17 protein-coding genes are annotated in these 17,817 nt (G+C 52.0%); 1 reads left to right on the top strand and 16 read right to left on the bottom strand.

Translation table 11 applies throughout. The features are described 5' to 3' along the window. Positions 1-160: 160 nt before the first annotated feature. The 13 genes from QZ554_RS01790 to QZ554_RS01730 all read right to left on the bottom strand — a co-directional run bounded on the left by QZ554_RS01790 (position 161) and on the right by QZ554_RS01730 (position 15,173). Positions 161-2,545 (bottom strand): polysaccharide biosynthesis tyrosine autokinase, encoded by a 2,385-nt coding sequence (locus QZ554_RS01790; RefSeq protein ID WP_297193847.1) that lies wholly within the window; start codon positions 2,543-2,545, stop codon positions 161-163. Positions 2,546-2,549: 4 nt separating this feature from the next. Further along, on the bottom strand, positions 2,550-3,434 hold the full coding sequence (locus QZ554_RS01785; protein WP_297193845.1) for a polysaccharide biosynthesis/export family protein: 885 nt from the start codon (positions 3,432-3,434) through the stop codon (positions 2,550-2,552). A 19-nt stretch (positions 3,435-3,453) separates the two neighbouring features. Next, positions 3,454-4,050: a sugar transferase gene (locus tag QZ554_RS01780; RefSeq protein WP_297193844.1), complete on the bottom strand. Its 597-nt coding sequence runs from the start codon at positions 4,048-4,050 to the stop codon at positions 3,454-3,456. 16 nt (positions 4,051-4,066) lie between these two features. Then, positions 4,067-5,185: a glycosyltransferase gene (locus QZ554_RS01775; RefSeq protein ID WP_297193842.1), complete on the bottom strand. Its 1,119-nt coding sequence runs from the start codon at positions 5,183-5,185 to the stop codon at positions 4,067-4,069. Positions 5,186-5,567: 382 nt separating this feature from the next. Beyond that, positions 5,568-6,686: a glycosyltransferase family 1 protein gene (locus QZ554_RS01770; protein ID WP_297193840.1), complete on the bottom strand. Its 1,119-nt coding sequence runs from the start codon at positions 6,684-6,686 to the stop codon at positions 5,568-5,570. A gap of 28 nt (positions 6,687-6,714) precedes the next feature. Continuing rightward, positions 6,715-7,839, bottom strand: a complete 1,125-nt coding sequence (locus tag QZ554_RS01765) for a glycosyltransferase family 4 protein (RefSeq protein ID WP_297193838.1) — start codon at positions 7,837-7,839, stop codon at positions 6,715-6,717. Between the two features lie 5 nt (positions 7,840-7,844). Then, positions 7,845-9,002, bottom strand: a complete 1,158-nt coding sequence (locus QZ554_RS01760) for a hypothetical protein (RefSeq protein WP_297193836.1) — start codon at positions 9,000-9,002, stop codon at positions 7,845-7,847. Positions 9,003-9,110: 108 nt separating this feature from the next. Beyond that, the gene (locus tag QZ554_RS01755; protein ID WP_297193835.1) at positions 9,111-10,112 is read right to left on the bottom strand and encodes a glycosyltransferase family 2 protein; all 1,002 of its coding nucleotides are present in this window, start codon (positions 10,110-10,112) and stop codon (positions 9,111-9,113) included. Next, positions 10,105-10,980, bottom strand: coding sequence for a beta-1,6-N-acetylglucosaminyltransferase (locus QZ554_RS01750; RefSeq protein ID WP_297193833.1), 876 nt, complete (start codon positions 10,978-10,980; stop codon positions 10,105-10,107). Before QZ554_RS01750 ends, QZ554_RS01755 begins: the two co-directional genes overlap by 8 nt. 164 nt (positions 10,981-11,144) lie before the next feature. Continuing rightward, positions 11,145-12,467 (bottom strand): OmpA family protein, encoded by a 1,323-nt coding sequence (locus QZ554_RS01745; RefSeq protein WP_297193831.1) that lies wholly within the window; start codon positions 12,465-12,467, stop codon positions 11,145-11,147. A 288-nt stretch (positions 12,468-12,755) separates the two neighbouring features. Further along, positions 12,756-13,559 (bottom strand): ribonuclease III, encoded by an 804-nt coding sequence (rnc, locus tag QZ554_RS01740; protein WP_297193829.1) that lies wholly within the window; start codon positions 13,557-13,559, stop codon positions 12,756-12,758. Between the two features lie 85 nt (positions 13,560-13,644). Then, positions 13,645-14,901, bottom strand: a complete 1,257-nt coding sequence (gene fabF, locus QZ554_RS01735; protein ID WP_297193827.1) for a beta-ketoacyl-ACP synthase II — start codon at positions 14,899-14,901, stop codon at positions 13,645-13,647. 32 nt (positions 14,902-14,933) lie between these two features. Beyond that, the gene (locus tag QZ554_RS01730; RefSeq protein WP_297193825.1) at positions 14,934-15,173 is read right to left on the bottom strand and encodes an acyl carrier protein; all 240 of its coding nucleotides are present in this window, start codon (positions 15,171-15,173) and stop codon (positions 14,934-14,936) included. A 168-nt stretch (positions 15,174-15,341) separates the two neighbouring features. Here QZ554_RS01730 and purN point away from each other — a divergent pair, with 168 nt between their 5' ends. Beyond that, positions 15,342-15,911 carry a phosphoribosylglycinamide formyltransferase gene (gene purN / locus QZ554_RS01725; RefSeq protein ID WP_297193824.1) on the top strand — a complete coding sequence of 190 codons (570 nt, stop codon included), beginning with the start codon at positions 15,342-15,344 and terminating at the stop codon, positions 15,909-15,911. A 174-nt stretch (positions 15,912-16,085) separates the two neighbouring features. On the opposite strand, the gene ruvC is transcribed toward purN, so the two are convergent. The 3 genes from ruvC to QZ554_RS01710 are packed head-to-tail and all read right to left on the bottom strand — an operon-like array spanning position 16,086 to position 17,575. After that, positions 16,086-16,664 carry a crossover junction endodeoxyribonuclease RuvC gene (gene ruvC, locus QZ554_RS01720; protein WP_297193822.1) on the bottom strand — a complete coding sequence of 193 codons (579 nt, stop codon included), beginning with the start codon at positions 16,662-16,664 and terminating at the stop codon, positions 16,086-16,088. 7 nt (positions 16,665-16,671) lie between these two features. Continuing rightward, the gene (locus QZ554_RS01715; protein WP_297193820.1) at positions 16,672-16,983 is read right to left on the bottom strand and encodes a DUF4286 family protein; all 312 of its coding nucleotides are present in this window, start codon (positions 16,981-16,983) and stop codon (positions 16,672-16,674) included. A 49-nt stretch (positions 16,984-17,032) separates the two neighbouring features. After that, positions 17,033-17,575 carry a ClbS/DfsB family four-helix bundle protein gene (locus tag QZ554_RS01710; protein ID WP_297193818.1) on the bottom strand — a complete coding sequence of 181 codons (543 nt, stop codon included), beginning with the start codon at positions 17,573-17,575 and terminating at the stop codon, positions 17,033-17,035. Between the last annotated feature and the right edge of the window lie 242 nt (positions 17,576-17,817).

Genomic DNA, 17,817 nt, shown 5'->3' with positions numbered 1-17,817 from the left:
CAGAGGAAATAGCTGCGAGCACCTCCTAGATGAGCCTACACTCCCCGAACTCGCAGAGCTAAGGGAGGAGGAGAGGTCTCCTCTCCCACCCTTGAGTGGGAGAGGAGTCCATCTGGTGGATACTCGGCCTGTCGTCATACTCTTAGGAGTAAGGGCACTGCTACTTGATGCCGAGACGGCGGAGCAGGCTCTTCTTCTTTTTAGTCCCGTAGCCATAGCCATAGCCGTAACCATAGCCGTAGCCATAACCATAGCCGTAGCCGTGCGCACTCTCACTCGCCCCATTGAGGACGATGGACATATTGTTTAGGATACCCTGATCATAGAGGCGCTGCAGCTCGGGGAGAGCGCGCTTATCCATGCGAGCAGCACGGAGGATGAAGATCGTTAGATCCGCTATGCGATTGGCAATAGCAGAGTCTGCGACACTGCCAAAGGGCACATTATCGAAAACAACGAAATCAAAGCGCTGTGATAGCTCCTCTGCCAGCTGCTCTAGGCGATGACCGAGGAGGAGCTCTGCGGGGTTAGGGGGAATTGCCCCTGCAGGGATTACCGAGAGCTTACCGTAATTTGGATCGGTATGGATAATCTTCTCCACAGGCAGATTCTTGTCGATGAGATACTCAGAGACCCCCATACCCGAGACACAAGCTCGGCGAGAGAGTGTCCCCTTACGTAGGTCTAGGTCTACGATAACGACCGAATGACCTGCGAAGGTGAGCGTCTTGGAGAGGTTATACGAGACGTAGGACTTACCAGCAGCCTCTCCGAATGAGGTGAAGATCAGCTTCTTCATAGGACGATCACCACTACCGATCATGAAGCGAAGATTCTCACGTAGCACACGGAAGGACTCGGAGGTCTCATCGGCGCCCTGCTCACGCACACCTCGAGGGGCTGTTTTGCCCGAGATATCCTCCTTGGGGATATCACCAAGGAAAGGAATTGTGAGGCGGTCAAGGATATCCTTGCGAGTACGCACCTTGTTGTCAGCTAGCAGACGGACAATCAACACAATCGTCGGAAGGGCAAGACCGATAAGGAAGGCCAGCAGGATCGTACGTAGCTTATTGGGGCTGACAGGAGGACTTGGCGCATCGTTCATATCGAGGATGTAGGCACTGTCCTGAGTCATAGCCTGCATGAGGGTGTACTCCTCACGCTTGTTGAGCATCTCCGTATAGAGATGCTCACGGATAGCGATACGTCGGTCGATCTCGGCCTTCTCACGTCCCTTCGTGGACACATCAGGGAGCTGAGAGATGAGTGAGGACTGCGTACCCTGGAGGTCTCTCAGACGGGTGTTGAGAGCTACCGCATATTGGTTGAGCCCTTCGGTTGCCTCCTTGCGGATCTGAGCTAGAGCACGATCATACTCTGTGATGACAGGGTTGGCAACACTCCCCTCGGAGGCCTTCACAAGGCGATCTCGATCACTCTTGAGCTGATTATACTTAGCGATGTAGGTGTCGAGATTAGGGTCGGAGATACCGATATTGAGAGGGAGGTACTCACCCTGCTTCTGAGGGCTATTGAGATAAGAAAGCATATAGGAGACGAGGCGGAGCTGAGCCTGGAGCTCAACGACCTTCACCTCAGAGTCCATAGATCGGGTATTATACTGTCCGACCTTGCTCTCGAAGTCTAGGGTACGATTCTTCACCAAGAAGTCCTCCATCTCGTTCTCAACGATACCGAGCTCCTTGGTGAGGATCGCAATACGCTCATTGATGAAGTTGGTCGTATTGATAGCGATCTGTCCACGCATCTCGACCTCCTCTTGGTTGTAAGCGGCAACCTGTGCCTTGAGGATATCTAGGGCTCGACTCTTCGTATGGTCACGTAGGCTAAGGGTCAGCGACGAAGCCTTAGACTCTGCTTGGGTTACCTCGATCGTATGCTGGTAGTAGCGAGCAATATCCGAGATAGGATAACGCTCGACGGTGATGACCTCGTGCTGCCATGGGGAGGCAAAGTTCGCCCGAGGCTCGACGATGAAGCGAACAGAACCAAGTTGTACGGGGAGATTAAGCGGGATCTCATGTTCCCCCTTCTGCCCCTCGACAGAGAGAAGGATATGCTGAGCATCCTTGTAGGAAACCTGATATCGAGCCTCTCGTTCTAGGGTGTCGAGGAAGTGAATAGCAAAGGGAGCCGTATCGTAGAGCTCTATGGTACGAAGCCCCGAGGGAGCCTGATAGAAGACATTCGCATTGACCATCCGCACGGCACGCTCTAGCACCTGCCGGGAGGATATCTGGAGCATCTCGTTATCCATATTGAGGCGGACATTACGCATGTAGCGCATCATGTCAGCATCGACCATCGAACGCTGGGTAGCATCCTTGATGAACACCTTGACCATCGTCTCATAGACATAGGGCTGACGTGCCATGCGATAGAGAGCGAAGGCCAGCACAAGTCCTATGGAGAGGACATAGATATACCAAAAGCGCAGGAGATAGAAGAAGATATCGACGAGGTTGATATCTACTCCCCTCTCGCTGGCTTGGCGGGAGGTTGTATCTTGATTGCTTGCCATATCGTTACTTCTTGAGGACTGTGATGAGAGCCATTGCAGTCACCAGCGTTGAGAGAGCAGAGGTCACATAGGTGATAGTAGAGAGGAGCTTGGCCTCACTATCCTTCTTCTGATACTTGTACTCTGCGTAGACGATATCGTTCTGCTGGAGATAGAAGGCTGGAGAATCAAAGATGTCCTTCGAGAGCATATTTAGCCTGTAATAGGCATACTCGTTGCCCACACGGCGAATGACATTCACCCGTGCAAAGTCGGCCTGCTCTGACAGCCCCCCCACACGAGAGATAAGCTCGAGAATATTCGTCTGGGAGTTATCGAGGTGGAAGGAACCTCTATCCGTAAGGGACGTTGCGTTTGTATTGAAGGTCGTCAGAGCCATAAAAGCACCGAGGAGCATAACTCTTAGGTTATCAAACTTCGTCACCACATGGGCATCTACGAGGTACTTATCTGCGACGAGGCGGGTACGAATGATCTCGCTAACCTGCTCGAGGGTCATCCCCTGCACCTGTAGAGTCCCTAGGACAGGGAACTGGATGTTGCCATTAGCATCTACTAGATAGGAGAGCTGGGCATCAGGGGACTTGGGCTCATTGATCCCTTCGGGTAGAGAGACCGTAGGTAGGGTACTCTGAGCCTTGGAGGCTGTGGTTAGCCCCTTGGCATTGAAGGGGAGAGCTAGCTCGGGATTGCGCAGGCTGGTCACGGTGATACCGAGCTTATCGCCCTTCTGGATCACGATCCCACTATCATACTTCACGCCATAGGTCTTAGCGACCTCGGCATCCTTGAGGTAGATCGTGCGCTGTGCCGAGTCACAGGAGGAGAGTACGAGGGTGAATAGAATAGCCGCAGGTAGGGCTGTTGCTCGGAGTATCTTTTTAATCATTGCAGGATAGTGTCCCATCTTAGAATTTCTTACCAAAAATAATAGAGAAGGCTGTGAGGAAGATGATCTTAACGTCAAACCACAGCGAGTAGTTATCCAGATACTCTAGGTCGAGACGTAGACGCTCTAGCATCTTTTCCATTGTATCTGTGTAACCGTTATAGAGTGTAGCATAGGAGAAAAGTCCTGGGCGCAGGGCATAGAGGCGGGCATAGTCGGGGTTATGCTCCATGATCTGGTCGATGAAGAATTTACGCTCAGGTCGTGGTCCAACGAATGCCATCTCCCCCTTAAGTACATTCCATAGCTGGGGGAACTCATCGAGGTGATGAGCTCGGATGAAGGCTCCGATCTTCGTCAGACGACTATCGCCATCCTGGTAGAGCTGGGGCGTATTATCCTTCTCCGCATCCATTCGCATGGATCGGAACTTATATAGAGTGAAGGGCTTGCCTTTATAGCCGATACGCTCCTGCTGGAAGATCACATCCCCATCTGGTTCCTCCCGGCGTATCAAGATCGCGATGATAGCGATTACTGGGGAGAAGAAGATCAAGGAGATCAGGGCTAGCCAAAAGTCAAACGTTCGCTTGATCACTCGCTCAATGATGTTCATACTCTATTTCCTCTCTTTACTTATTTAGTAGGTCTGTATAGATTTCGATCAAGTTATTGATCATCTCATCTTTCGTGAAGACGTCGTAGAAGCGTGCTCGTGCTCCTCGGCTGTACTTCTCCCACAACGCTGGGTCTTCACATATTGTTCGTATAGAATCGGCCATAGAGGCACTATCCTCGATGGGGACGTTGATCCCAGAGACTCCATCTGCGTTGACCCACGAGACACCTGACTCGGGGATCTTGGTGGCGATCACGGGGCGAGCTAGGGACATCGCCTCAATGAGGACGATGGCATAAGCCTCGGTCTTGAGGATCGAGCTCAGGCAGAAGACATCACAAGCACCGAAGTAGGCAGGTTTGAGCTTGCCAGGGATGAAGCCTAGGAGCTTCACGCGATCCTGCAGACCATGCTGCTGGATCTGTGCCTCTAGCTCCCCTCGTAGCGGGCCATCACCTCCTATGAGGAGGATGTAGTCATCACTGAGGTATCTCATCGAGTCGATGAGGTGGTGATAGCCCTTATAGGGTACTAGACGCCCGACATTGAAGATAATCTTCTTTCCTGCGTAGCTCTCTCGTATCGTCTCGATCTCATCTGCGAGCCAGGGGTGAGGGTCTACCCCGATAGGTAGGAAGTTCGTCTTATGCTGTGCCTGCTGCAGGAATGGGGACTCCTTGACATAGACAGGCGTAGTACCTAGGATGAGGTCTGCCCGACGGATCAGCCACTTTTGCAGGGGCATGAAGAGCTTGAGCAGGTGCTTCTGCTTGAGGATATCGCTGTGCCAGTGCAGGACGACCTTCCCTTTGTATCCCGAGAGCCACAGGGCAAGGGTCGCCATAGGGTCTGGGTGATGGATATGGATGATGTCGTAGCGATTGCAGACACGTCGGAGGCGGAAGATCATCTCGGGAGAAATCATCGTCGCAGCAGCCTTGACCAGCGTATTGGTACGCATGATGCGGGAGCGCTCCGAGAGGATTATATCGTCCACCTCGCCGTCGTGGGAGGCACAGAGCATGTCGCAGGAGTAGCCTCGCTCATCGAGACCCTCTGTGAAGATCATCATGACCTTCTCTACGCCGCCATGGATGGGGTAAAACTTACCAAGTTGTAGAATTCTAGTCATACTCTATTCCCATTGTTGCAGTGGGCCTTCGCCAGACCGCTCCTTCTCCTACCTTGTCGTCGTGCAGGGGAAGGGAGGGGATGATCAAGCTCCTTTGCCCTATAAATTTACTGCTAATTATTAACTATCTGCTACAGATGCCACTGCACAGCTTCCCCAAAGGATTTCTCCCCCCTATGACAGTGGCATTTAGGAGGTAAAGTAACGAACCCTCGGTGAGTACTTCCACTTCCCGTCCTCTAACCCTCCATGTAGCTAGATGAAGGTAGTGAGGAAAGCCCTGCTGAGGTAGCGGGGGAACCCGAAACGAGGTAGCGAGGATACCTAAAGAGAGGTATCGGGCCTACCTGCTGTAGGGCAGAAAGAGGAGGGATGAGCGACCTTAGCTAAGGAGCAAGGTGAAGAGCTCCTGCCAGTCCTTCGCCGTGGGCGGGGCTGTCGGGCGGGGCTCATTGGGCGCAAAGGGAGCGTCGTCGCCTCGGAGGGTCTTCTCCATCAGCGTAGCCAACTGCTCCGCATTATCGGGATCGAAGTAGGCCACTCTACGAGCCCCAGTCGAGGTCTCATGCGCATAAGGCAGGTCAGAGAGTAGCATAGGACGATCGTAGGGCATAAACTCAGAGATCGGAAGACCCCACGTCTCAATGCGCGAGGGGAAGACCAAGCAGTCCGAGCTAGCATAGAGGCTCTGAAGGTCAGAGGGGGACTGGAAGCCTGCGAAGCGAAGGCTCGCTACCCCACCCCACTTTTCCTTGAGCCAAGTGGCATACTTGTTCTCCTGCCCCGAGACGGTGAAGACGGTCTCGAAGACACCCTTGCCGAGCCTTCTCTCGAGGAGCCTTGAGGCCTCAGCAAGGAGCTCAAAGTTCTTATGCACATCGGGGGTAGAAGCGAAAAGGAAGGTGAAGGGTCGCCCTTGCCTGTCCTCACCTTCGGGGCTTTCCCCGAGTGCGACAGCAGGCGAACGAGGAGGAGGCGCTACAATAAACCGCTCCGAGGGGATACCAAACATCTGACTGAAGCCCTCCCGAAGCCAGCGTTGCTGTACCACCAGATAGCGATTGCGATGAATACCGATCCTATAGGCAAAGCGGGTCAGCATCGAGAAGAGAGGTATCTTGGGATCGAAGTGGAAGTCTCGCACTCTCCACTTCATGAAGGGGAAGGAGGTCTGGCAGTAGACTGCTTGGCGCTCCGCCTTGACCCTTGGCGTGGTATCGTGCAGGGAGAGCCAGAGGGACGTCTCCCCGGGTAGCTCCCGTGAGATCTTGCCCATAGTACGGTATTCGCACCACAGGCGCTTCGTCCAGCTATCGATCGCCCACGGGAGCTCGATATAGCGGATGTTGGGGTAGTCGGCGAGCTCTTGGCGATGGACAAGGGCTACAACTTCGTAGCCTGCCCCAGGAGCCCATTCAGAGAGAAAGGCGAGGCACTGCCTAAGGATAGTCAGCGTCCCACCCTTGCGGAGGTTCACAGCGGAGATAACAATGCGTTTCATCTTCGTCTAGTAGCAAGTTAGCAGAGCCTTAACCCAAGCCCTCGAATAGCTCCACCCACTGAGCCATCACATGATCTACAGTATAGCGAAGGGAGGCCTTACGTGCCTCTTCCCCCATCTTGCAGCGCAGCTCCTCGTCCGCCATCAGTCGGGAGAGCTCAGCGACAAAACGCTCTTCGTCCCCAGGCTCAATGAGGAACCCATCCCGACCATCCGTGATCACATCACGAGGACCACAGGGGCAGGCAAAAGAGACGATCGGGAGCCCCATCTGCTGGGCTTCGAGGAGCACCATCGGAAGACCTTCGTAGCGGGAGGTCATTGCATAGACCGAGGAAGATCGGTAGACCTCCTGCATCTGATGTGTGGGGGTAGCGAGGGTGATCGAGCCCGTGAGCCCAAGAGAACTAACCAAAGCCGTCAGCTCTGCCCGCATCTTCCCATCGCCTACGATGTAGAGCTCCCAATCGGGGAAACTTTGGGCAAGGCGTGCCCAAAGGCGGATGAGGAGCTCAAAGTTCTTTTGGAAGTCGTAACGCCCAGCAGCGACCACTCGGTGAGCCTTGCAGTCTGATGGGGTATCGGTCGTGAAGGGTAGAGCGTTGGGGATAACACGTATGTTGGGCAATGCTCCCCAATAGCCCTGATCCTCCTTCGTCAAGACGACAAAACGATCATAAGGACGTACCGTGCGTTCATCTAGCTTGGTACGAATCTGATCCACCAGTCGCCAGAGTCCCGTACGCCCGTATTGTAGTCGCTTGAGCTTGGAGAAGTGATATTCAAGTACCTTCTTACTCCCATCTGCGATCGAGGGGAGAAGATCAGCATCATCCCCAAACATAGAGACGACGACATCTGCCTTTAGCTCCATCAGGAGAGAGGTAAGCAGAGCCTTGTGGCGACGCTTCTTCCCTGGATAGGAACGTAGCTTAGAGAGGATACCCTCATCGTTGTTCTCATCATAGTTGATCCCTAGGTCATACTGGGCAATCCCCTCTCGGAAGGGGAAGAAGGGAGCCTTGCCACGCTGATCGGTGGTGATGATAGCGATCTCATGCCCCAGAGAGGCAAGGTAGTTAGCCTTCCCCGATAGGACTCGCTCCATCCCTCCAGAGTTGGAGGTGGCTGGGATGCAGTATACGATCTTCATAGTACTTATGATTGAGCCTGCTTAAATATCAAGGTATCGTCCTCAGGCCTTAGCCAGAACATAAAGGCATAGATCATCAGGATGTCCGTCGATACCTTTACCCAAATGATGAAGGTCATAGCACAGAAAGCAAGGAACATCCAGCGATAAGGGCTATACCTCCTGCCCAGCACATACGCATAGAAGACAAAGGAAAGAGCAAAGGGAATGAAGCCCGTCAGCCCCGAGTACAGAATCAGACGACAGTAGCCAATGTCCGTACCATAGATAAAGTTCCCGTAGGCTCCCGTCCCGATAATCCAAGACTGGGTATCCTTCGGCCACTGCCACATAGAGCTGAGTACCTCCGTAGAACCTGTAGTAAACTCACCTTTCTCCACAAGATTAAAGAATCCCTCAAAAGCAAAGCGAATAAGCTGATGATAATATGGATCTGTATTGTAAAGATAGATCCCAATGCCCACTATCAAAAGCGTTATAGACAAAAAGATCGGCATAATTTTACTCGGGTTCGTCTCTTTTCGTACCTCCCCAAATGAAGTCTGTATGATATAAATTAAAATACCAACTGCCCCCCCCGTAAAGGTAGTACGAGAAACCATTGATCCGACGGCCAATATGACGAAGAAAGAGAGAAGGAGATAGACGACATGGGAAGTATTGGCCCTTAGCTCCCTGTCAGCACTTAGACAACCTGCAATCAAGACTAGGACAAGGGCAAAGCGTACCCCACCCGAGTCAAGCGAAGTACTAAAGCAGCGCAAGCGGTCAATACGCTCCATAAACTCCGCATCGTAGTGGACAAGGGATGCAACCCATTCATCCACCTCTGGGATATTGTCAATCAGAAGGGCACTGATACACTGAAAGGCCGAGACTCCCGCTAGATAATAAGCGACACGAGTGAAGGTAACCTGCCCATACTCCAGGCGAAGCATCGCCATGGCAGGATAGATACTGAATATCCAGACGAAGAAGGTCGTCAGATAGTTCACATAGCTATAGTCATCCGTGGCATTGACCTCTACTGCCACAAGGTTGATGATGGAGTATACCCCTGCAAAAATCGCCCCCCCGATCATAAGGGGAGTAAAGGGAAGCCCCTTCCCTTGCCTCCAAGAGTCGAAGAGAAACCACACGAGCCCTAGCGCAGCTAGAAGCATCTTTGTGTTGGGACCAGTCGGCCAAGCAGCAAAGGAGAATGAATAATAAGAGCAAAGGATGAGTACCGAAATAAAGAGTACCCTGAGGAGCTTCCACATAGACCGACACTAGTGATATAGGAGTTTGTAGAGCCACTTCATGACGATCCGGTCATAAAGCATAACGAACCAGTACTGACGACGAGCAGCCATCTGCTGTAGAAGCTTCGTGCGGAAGGAGATAGAGGTATTGCGGGCTATGAAGGGATGAGCCTCCGTATAGCTCGACATCCAGCGATCATAGTCCTGACGCTTGCCCGTGATGAGAAGGGGGAGTTTAAGGTTAAGTTTGAGGAACTGCAGGAGTTCCAGCGTGGAGGCATCTCCACCTGCACGCTGTATGTAGGACTCCAGCTCCTTGAGATTAGCATCCACTTGCTCCCAGTTCTGCGGACTATAGGAGCTGGTCAGGGAGCTATCATTACGTACATAAGTATAGAGAGGCTTATGAACGATCGATACTGAGTCTGCTCTTTGGAAGAGCTTCCCCATAAGCATCATATCTTCGCCCATATTCTTCCCAGGGAGGAAACGTAGAGGCTCGGGTGTCTCAATAAGGGATCGCTTGATGAGGAAAAGCCAAAGATTCCAGCGCATCAAGCCTTTACAGCACTGCTCAAAGGCCTCACGACCTGTCCTCACCTCTGGCTGCACCATTGGACGAATGCTCTCTCCTTGCTTGAGCAGCCATTCACAGCCGACAATGTCACATTTCGCCTCAAGGGCTCTTTGCACCAAGAGCTCTATCGTATTTGGAGCGAGCTCATCATCTGCATCCACCGAATAGATGTAGTCCCCTGTAGCTGCATCAAGAGCTGTATTTCGTGCAACAGCGACACCCTGGTTCACAGGATGACGAAGGAGCTTCACTTGCATACCTCGCTCCCGAAGTTCAGGTGTACGGGAAGCTACGAGCTCTGCACCTCGGTCAGGACTACTGTCATCTACAAAAAGGAGCTCCAGAGGACGATAACTCTGTCCAATGAGGCTATCAATACAACTCGGGAGTGTAGCCTCTGCCTTATAAATAGGGATGACTACAGAGACGAGTGGTGACAGATCTTTATCCATGCGTATAAGACAGTTTAAGGACTTCTTCAATGAAGTCCATATCATGAGAGTTGAACTTCCGAGCGAAGAGGAGATCTGTATCTTGTAGCATCTCTAGATCTTTCCTTGCATAATCTATGAGTTGTCCACCCACCCATCCTATGCAACGCATTGCTCCACGGCTTTCATCTGTGGGGTCATAAAGGTTCTCCATAAAGGGAGTCCCCCAAATCAAGGTCGGAATAAAGAATTCATCTGAGCCAAAGGTACCATCAAATAGGGCAAGAGCGTACTGCTCCTTAGAGATGATATATGCCACTAGTTTTGACGTGACGCTCACCCATTGTCCACCTTTATGAAAGTCTACTCGAGGGTTGATCCTAAAGGAGAAAAGATCTTGCAGAATGTGAAAGGACTTACGCAAGATACGCTTCGCTAGGCCTCTCACCCCTTTTGTTTCTCTGAAGGAACGGGAGAAGAGATGGTAATGTCTTAGATTGCGATCAATATAAGCATCTATATTTGGCTGATGAAGCCCGACAAATTCTTTCCCTTCATGCTTGAGGAAGAAGCTGTGAATGTAATCTTGGCTCTTCAAAGGAAGATCCACACCCGAAAGCAGGTGATAATAAGCGTACTTCTCGGTTGAAAAATACGCTGCCCTAAAGAGAAGGTACTCAGCCTTTATCATGCTACAGTGTGCCCATGCCACATCCTCTCGATGCTCTAGAATAAAGAGTTTTGCCTGTTTCACTTCGAGCTTCGGTAGCACACGAAGCTTCTTGTCAAAATGAATATAGATATCATTCCGAGGATCATCAAGCCGGGAGACTAAAAAACCCAGCAACTTGAACTCTGTGTGAGCAAGAATCAAATACGCATGTTTCATGTAACCACAAAGATATAACGTTCTTAGGTATAAGCAAAAAACTCCCTCGTCATTACGTGGCCTAGATACAAGCCGACGAGCTGACGAGGGAGATTTTCCTTATAGACCTTTCGCTACGGAGCCTCCACCAAGAGGTGACATCCCTAAAAGGACTCTAGGAGGGTTTACTCCGCAACCTTCGTTAGGACAGAGCGGCTACAGCGGGGGTCGTTGTAGTAGAGATTGCCAACACCACCGAAAGAATCAAGCTTCAGCTGAGACTCAGAGACTCCAAACTCATTAACGAGGCAGTCGAAGACAACTTCTGCTCGCTTACGAGCGAGGAAGACGTTGCGCTTTTCACTACCGGTATCCTTGTCCGCATAGCCAGCAACCATATAAACAAGGTTAGGATTAGCCTTCAGAGCATCGGCAAGGAAGCCTAGATTAACACGATCCTTATGCGACAGCGTCCAGCGGTCGATAGGGAAGGTAACCAACAGAGGCATTGCCGTGACCGTAGCTGGAGTGACAGGGCGGTTTAGAGCCTCCTCGAGCTGACGGCGGAGGTCATCATTGATTGTCTGCAGCTCATTAACACGACCTCGTAGGCTCTCTAGGACATGCTCATTAACACGGATTGTGGTTATTGTACTACGATCCCATCCACGACGAGGGAAGTTGTAGCTAATACCGAGAGTAGCCGTGAGCAACCCTTCGCCAAAACGACCAGCACCAGCATAGGACATATACTTCCTATCAGGATTAGCTGAGACATCCTCTTGGTCGAAGTGATCCCCTGTATAGGCAGCGCGGACATCAAGATTGATATCCCAAGCACTGCTCAGTCGGAAGCGGTTGATCAAACCAACACTCCCCGTCACTTCGTGCGAGTGCTGCCCTGTAGTCGCAGCCTTCTCAAGGCTAGCAGCAAACCCTACTCCAAGATAAGGAATCAGCGAGTAGAACCGATGCTCATTGTAGCCACAGATCATCTGCGTAAGGTTGAACATTACGTCTCCATGAGCGTGGAGATACTTCATCTCCGTCTCATAGAGTGGGTAACCTACATTCACCTTATCATAGGGCTTGCTTCCTTGTTGACGAGCTGGATCCCACCCTACGATGAAGCCTCGGTAGTTTCCTCTATTCACATTGGGGTTAGCTCCTCTGTGACCAGTCCAGCCTGATAGCCCCTTGATCTTGTAGCCATTGGCACCAAAGCGCACCCCAATGCCTGGAGTAAACCACTTACCGAAATAAGCTTCGAAGTTGGGAGTTAGGCGATCTACAAACTTCATCTGCTTGTCATGATCACCGAAGTACATCTGGGCACCAACACCAAGACCGAAGAACCAATTACTCCCAAAGAGATTTGTTTCGACCTTATACTTGCTGGCATCCTTTACCTCTACAGTGTAGACGGAGTCCGTCGTAGTCTGAGCCGAGATTCCCTGTACAAGAAAAAAGCCAGACATAGCGACGACTAAAAGCTTTCTTAACATCATAAAATCCTTACTATAGTTATCCTTTTAATTGAACTCATTTCTGAATTCCCAGCCTTTGAGCATAGCTATAGCCGTGCAAAGTATATAACCTTCGAAGCAACCTCACACAGGCTTAACCTGAAAGAATCCTGTCCCCTGCTGAGCAATCTTCATACAACAGTCTATTTAGGGGACTTACCAATTACAATGCAAAGGTAACGCTTTTTAATAAAAGCGACAACTTATTTTTGCAATATATATATCTTTTTCCCAGATACGCAGAACCTAGCCTCTCGACTAAGTCTTTCCCTAGGCTTTCTCCGTAGGGATCATCATAAGATCTTCGATCCGAAGACCTAATTCCTCTGCCACAGAGGAATCTGCTTCACAGAGAGCCAAGAGGGCTCGGTGAGCAGCATCTTGATGGGCTTCCTTTTTATTGAGCCCTGAGCCGACACCCACCTTGCGCTCACTGATATAGACGCCACAAATAAAGGAAGCACCCGACCGCTTAGGCTCCTGAAGCATGCGGAAGTCTAGGCTAAGACGATGCTTTTGTGTCCACTCCAGCAGGAGGGACTTATAGTTGGTCGTCTGCTCCCGTAGGCTTTGCTCCAACTCAATAAACAGAGGGAGCACTCGGTGATGAACAAACTCCTCAGCCTTCGTATAGCCACGGTCTAGGAAGATCGCACCGATTAGAGCCTCTAGGGTATTACCATATATATCGGCACTGCCATGGCGCGCCTCACGGCGGATCTGGAGCATCCGATCTAGCCCCATACGCTGGGCTACAGCGTTGTTTACAGCTCGCTTGACTAGAGCCCCTCGCCTCTTACTCAGCTCCCCCTCATCCCAAGTGGGGTGACTCAGATAAAGGTAGTGGCTCATCGCTGTGGCGAGGACAGAATCTCCGAGGAACTCCAAGCGCTCATTATTGAGCTTAAAGCCTGTCGCATCCGTCTTACTCACAGAGCTGTGCCGAAAGGCCAACTCGTAGTAGGACATCTCATGGGGCTCAAAGCCGAGTATCTCGACAAGATGAAATAAAGGCTCTTTGGACCGAAGTCCAAAGAGCCTAGAGAATACATTCTGAACGAGCCTTACAATCATAGATCCTATATTCCTCCCCTTTCACAGAGAGGGACTATTATGGTGTTCTTGTCCGATGATCGTCCAGAGAGGTGGGAGTAAGAGGTTACTTAACGTACTTCTTGAAGATCACACTTGCGTTGTGCCCACCGAACCCGAAGGTATTGGAGAGGGCTGCTCGCACGGGACGACGCTGAGCCTCGTTGAACGTAAAGTTCAGCTTGTAGTCGATCTCGGGATCTTCATCGTCGCTAGCATGGTTGATCGTCGGGGGAACGACATCCTCCTCTACGGCCTTGAGGGCAAAGACTGCCTCGATCGCACCTGCGGCGCCGAGGAGGTGACCCGTCATAGACTTTGTAGAGCTGATATTCAGCTTGTAGGCTGCCTCACCGAAGACCTCCTTGATTGCCTTTGACTCCGATATATCGCCCACGGGAGTAGAGGTACCATGGACGTTGATGTAGTCGATATCCTCGGGGGATAGACCGGCATCCTCGAGTGCATTGGTCATTACCAGCTTGGCTCCCAGCCCGTCGGGATGGGTCGCCGTTAGGTGATAGGCGTCAGCAGACAGACCTGTGCCCACGAGTTCGGCATAGATATGCGCACCACGTGCTAGGGCGTGCTCCAGCTCCTCGACGACGAGACAGGCAGCACCTTCGCCCATGACGAAGCCATCACGGGAGGCACTGAAGGGGCGCGAAGCTCCCTCGGGATCATCGTTGCGTGTAGAGAGGGCATTCATAGCGTTGAAGCCACCGACACCAGCTGCACAGATCGAAGCCTCTGCGCCACCAGCGATGATGACATCAGCCTTACCTAGGCGGACTAGGTGGCAAGCATCGATCAGTGCGTTCGTAGACGAAGCACAAGCAGATGCAGTAGAGTAGTTAGGGCCGTGGAAGCCATACTTCATCGACACATGACCTGCGGAGATATCCGAGATCATCTTGGGGATGAAGAAGGGGTTGAAGCGTGGACCTGCCTCGGCATCATAGCCGCGCACCTCTTCCTCGAAGGTACCTAAACCTCCGATACCAGAGGCGATGACGACGCCCACACGGTTCTTATTGACCTTGTCAAGGTCTAGCTTGGAATCGGCGATACACTCTTCGGCTGCCACCATGGCAAACTGAGCATAGCGGTCTAGGCGGCGTGCCTCCTTGCGGTCAATATACTTTGCGACATCGAAGCCCTTGACCTCACATGCAAAGGTAGTCTTGAACTTTGAGGCATCGAAGAGCGTGATGGGACCTGCCCCACTCTTACCCGCTACGACGGCCTCCCACGTCTCTTGGGCGGTATGCCCAAGAGGTGAGATAGCGCCTATTCCAGTGATGACGACTCTCTTGAGTTCCATCAGTCGAATCCTTTTCCGGTTAGGACCGCAGATTAGGCCTTCTTAGCCTTGATGTACTCGATAGCATCACCGACAGTCTTGATGCCCTGAGCGTCCTGGTCGGGGATCTGGATGTCGAAGGCCTTTTCGAACTCCATGATGAGCTCGACGGTGTCAAGTGAGTCTGCACCGAGGTCGCTCGAGAAGTTTGCTTCTGGAGTTACTTCGCTTGCTTCGCAGTTGAGCTTTTCGACGATGATGGCTACTACCTTGTCCTGAATTTCCTGTGACATGTTCTTTTCTTTTTGAGTTTATATAGTCTTACGTTTGTCCTGTTACACGTACCTTTGTAGCGCAAGGCTTCTCCAGCACATGCCTCTCTGAGCAGTACCTGGGGGCGGGAGTACCCATCCCCTCACTGCACAAATCGAGCAGAATTGTGCACAAAGATACGTAATTTTATGAAACGAATAGCAATACTAGCCTCTGGCAATGGCTCCAATGCCCAGCAGATCGTTAGTTATCTTCGCCAAACAGGCGAAGCAGAGGTAGCTCTGATCATTACCAATCGCCCTCAGGCTGGCGTTATTGAGCGTGCCAAGAAGCTCAATATCCCGTGTCACTACTTCACGAACGAGCAGCTCCGTGATGGTGCCGAACCGATTGCCCTCATGAAGGCTCAGCAGGTAGATCTCATCGTCTTAGCCGGCTACCTCTGCCTCATCACTCCTATATATATAAAGGAGTATCCCGAGCGCATCATCAATATCCATCCTGCTCTCCTACCCGACTTCGGCGGCAAAGGCATGTACGGCGATCACGTCCACCGTGCCGTCCTAGCTGCGGGCAAAGCCCAGAGTGGCATCACCATCCACCTCGTGGACGAGGACTACGACCATGGCCGACACCTCCTACAAGCCACCTGCCCCGTCTTCCCCGACGACACTCCCGAGACGCTGGCAAGTCGTATTCACGAGCTGGAGCACCGCTTCTTCCCGACTACTATTGCACAGTATCTGCGCTTCCTCTAGCCTCACCCAAAGGCTTAGCGAAGCTCCCCACTAAGAGCCTCACACTCAAACCCCAACAAAGAGACAACCCCCCATGAGGTAAGGTACTAGTACCACCTCATGGAGGGTTGTCTTGCTACACCCTTTGGCCTATGCTTGGAGCCCTTTGCTGGGCTTCCCCGCAAGTTAGGAGGGCTATACGCCCTTGACTCGATTGGGGTTCTGACGGACAAAGTCCTCCCAATTCTTCGTCGCTCCAGCCTTCCCTGCCCTCAAGGGCGAGGAGGTGAGGAAGTGATGGCAGAGCGCCGCCGCGAGACCGTCGGTAGCATCCAACTCCCTCGGCATGTCTTCGTCGGGGATCTTGAGGTAGCGCTGGAGCATACCCGCTACCTGCTCCTTAGAAGCACCGCCGTTGCCTGTAATGGCTTGCTTGATACGCATAGGGACGTACTCGGTGATGGGGATGTCACGTGTAAGGGCTGCCGCCATAGCTACCCCTTGGGCACGTCCTAGCTTGAGCATACTCTGGACGTTCTTGCCGAAGAAGGGAGCCTCGATGGCAAGTTCATCGGGATGGTATTCGTCGATGAGCCCTTGCACTCGGTCGAAGATCCGACGCAGACGGATATAATGGTTGTCAAACTTATTGAGGTTGATCGTCCCCAGAGCGAGAAGTTCGGCCTCCTGCCCTCTTACCCGCAGCAGACCATAGCCCATGATAATCGTACCTGGGTCAATCCCCATGATGATGCGCTCAGAGACTTGCTTCATCGCCTGACTAGACCTCCTTCATGATGGTACTAAAGCCAATGACCGCTTCCCCAAAGCGTGCGACAAGCGCCTCGGCAAGACGTAGCCCCGTGTTGGAGAGCACGTCCTGCAGATGATATTCGGTAGGTGTGTAGAAGTGCAAGGCATAGCTAATGCCGTCCACATCCTCGTCCTGAGGCACGATGCGGTGTAGGCGAAGGCTTCCCTCCTCCACAAGTTCATCCTGCGCCAGTGTAGGGAGGTAAACCTCCTTCATAAACTCAAGGAAAGCCCCCTCCGAGGGCTCCCCCATCACAAAGGTCGTATTATATAGGATCATTTTATTCTCTTTTCCTTTTCTAGCACACAAAGATACGGCAAAAGATCCTCTAGCCTATCTGAGCCAGACGCCCTACCCGACGGAGCTTCATCACCGCCCAGCGATAGTGTGCCGTGGTCGAAGCGTAGCAATAATCACTGAGTGCCGTCTTCCCCACCCAGGGAAAGAAGCCCTGCGAAAAGAGTTCTTCCTCGGTAAGCCCACCAAGGAGCAGCATCACCTCGGCATGGCTTTGCCTGAGGTTCGTCTTTGCCTCCGAGAGTGATATCGCTTGATTTTGCTCCCAAATCACCCGATTCATCTCGGGATAAGTGCGCCAATTATACGGTGCAGGAAGGAAAGGACGAGCCACACCTCCACGACCAGCCTCCACCCAGTCAAGCAGTAGCCTATGCCAAGCATACAAATGCACCAGCACATCACGAAGGTTGCGGTCTCGAGCCCAATGCTTCTCCTTACCCAAGGTCGCTACACCTTCGGGGAAGGGCTTTTCTTGCTCCTCGGGACTTTGCCCATCAATGACGCTCCACAGCTCCATCCAGCCAGCCTCTGCCTGCCGAAGGAAGTCTTTTAGATTAGTAGGTCCTCGCATGTTCACTCATATCATCTATTATACCCCGTCAGAATCTCTCCCCAGAGGGATGATATTCCTGAGAAGCACACCAAAGATAATAAAATCCGTCTCTACGATCACCGAAGAAGAGGAACAAAGCAACAAGGAGAAAAACGAAAAAGAGGTGACACCACTCTGGCATCACCTCTTCTATGGGAGAGAGAAGATTGATATGACAGCAGAAGCGAGTAGCATTCGCTCGCGGGATAAAGCCTAACTCA

Origin of the sequence: uncultured Porphyromonas sp. (assembly GCF_915070105.1) — a bacterium.
Classification (GTDB): domain Bacteria; phylum Bacteroidota; class Bacteroidia; order Bacteroidales; family Porphyromonadaceae; genus Porphyromonas.
The sequence above is the reverse complement of the archived record's forward strand: the minus strand, read 5'-3'. Positions and strand labels throughout refer to the sequence as shown.

Bases quoted from the DNA above. Each gene is read 5' to 3' on its own strand.
- QZ554_RS01750 (WP_297193833.1), bottom strand. From the start codon at position 10,980: ATGAAACATGCGTATTTGATTCTTGCTCACACAGAGTTCAAGTTGCTG.
- QZ554_RS01770 (WP_297193840.1), bottom strand. From the start codon at position 6,686: ATGAAACGCATTGTTATCTCCGCTGTGAACCTCCGCAAGGGTGGGACG.
- QZ554_RS01780 (WP_297193844.1), bottom strand. From the start codon at position 4,050: ATGAACATCATTGAGCGAGTGATCAAGCGAACGTTTGACTTTTGGCTA.
- QZ554_RS01745 (WP_297193831.1), bottom strand. From the start codon at position 12,467: ATGATGTTAAGAAAGCTTTTAGTCGTCGCTATGTCTGGCTTTTTTCTT.
- purN (WP_297193824.1), top strand. From the start codon at position 15,342: ATGAAACGAATAGCAATACTAGCCTCTGGCAATGGCTCCAATGCCCAG.
- QZ554_RS01715 (WP_297193820.1), bottom strand. From the start codon at position 16,983: ATGATCCTATATAATACGACCTTTGTGATGGGGGAGCCCTCGGAGGGG.
- QZ554_RS01710 (WP_297193818.1), bottom strand. From the start codon at position 17,575: ATGCGAGGACCTACTAATCTAAAAGACTTCCTTCGGCAGGCAGAGGCT.
- QZ554_RS01730 (WP_297193825.1), bottom strand. From the start codon at position 15,173: ATGTCACAGGAAATTCAGGACAAGGTAGTAGCCATCATCGTCGAAAAG.
- QZ554_RS01765 (WP_297193838.1), bottom strand. From the start codon at position 7,839: ATGAAGATCGTATACTGCATCCCAGCCACCTCCAACTCTGGAGGGATG.
- fabF (WP_297193827.1), bottom strand. From the start codon at position 14,901: ATGGAACTCAAGAGAGTCGTCATCACTGGAATAGGCGCTATCTCACCT.
- QZ554_RS01755 (WP_297193835.1), bottom strand. From the start codon at position 10,112: ATGGATAAAGATCTGTCACCACTCGTCTCTGTAGTCATCCCTATTTAT.
- QZ554_RS01760 (WP_297193836.1), bottom strand. From the start codon at position 9,002: ATGCTTCTAGCTGCGCTAGGGCTCGTGTGGTTTCTCTTCGACTCTTGG.
- QZ554_RS01790 (WP_297193847.1), bottom strand. From the start codon at position 2,545: ATGGCAAGCAATCAAGATACAACCTCCCGCCAAGCCAGCGAGAGGGGA.
- QZ554_RS01785 (WP_297193845.1), bottom strand. From the start codon at position 3,434: ATGATTAAAAAGATACTCCGAGCAACAGCCCTACCTGCGGCTATTCTA.
- rnc (WP_297193829.1), bottom strand. From the start codon at position 13,559: ATGATTGTAAGGCTCGTTCAGAATGTATTCTCTAGGCTCTTTGGACTT.
- QZ554_RS01775 (WP_297193842.1), bottom strand. From the start codon at position 5,185: ATGACTAGAATTCTACAACTTGGTAAGTTTTACCCCATCCATGGCGGC.
- ruvC (WP_297193822.1), bottom strand. From the start codon at position 16,664: ATGAAGCAAGTCTCTGAGCGCATCATCATGGGGATTGACCCAGGTACG.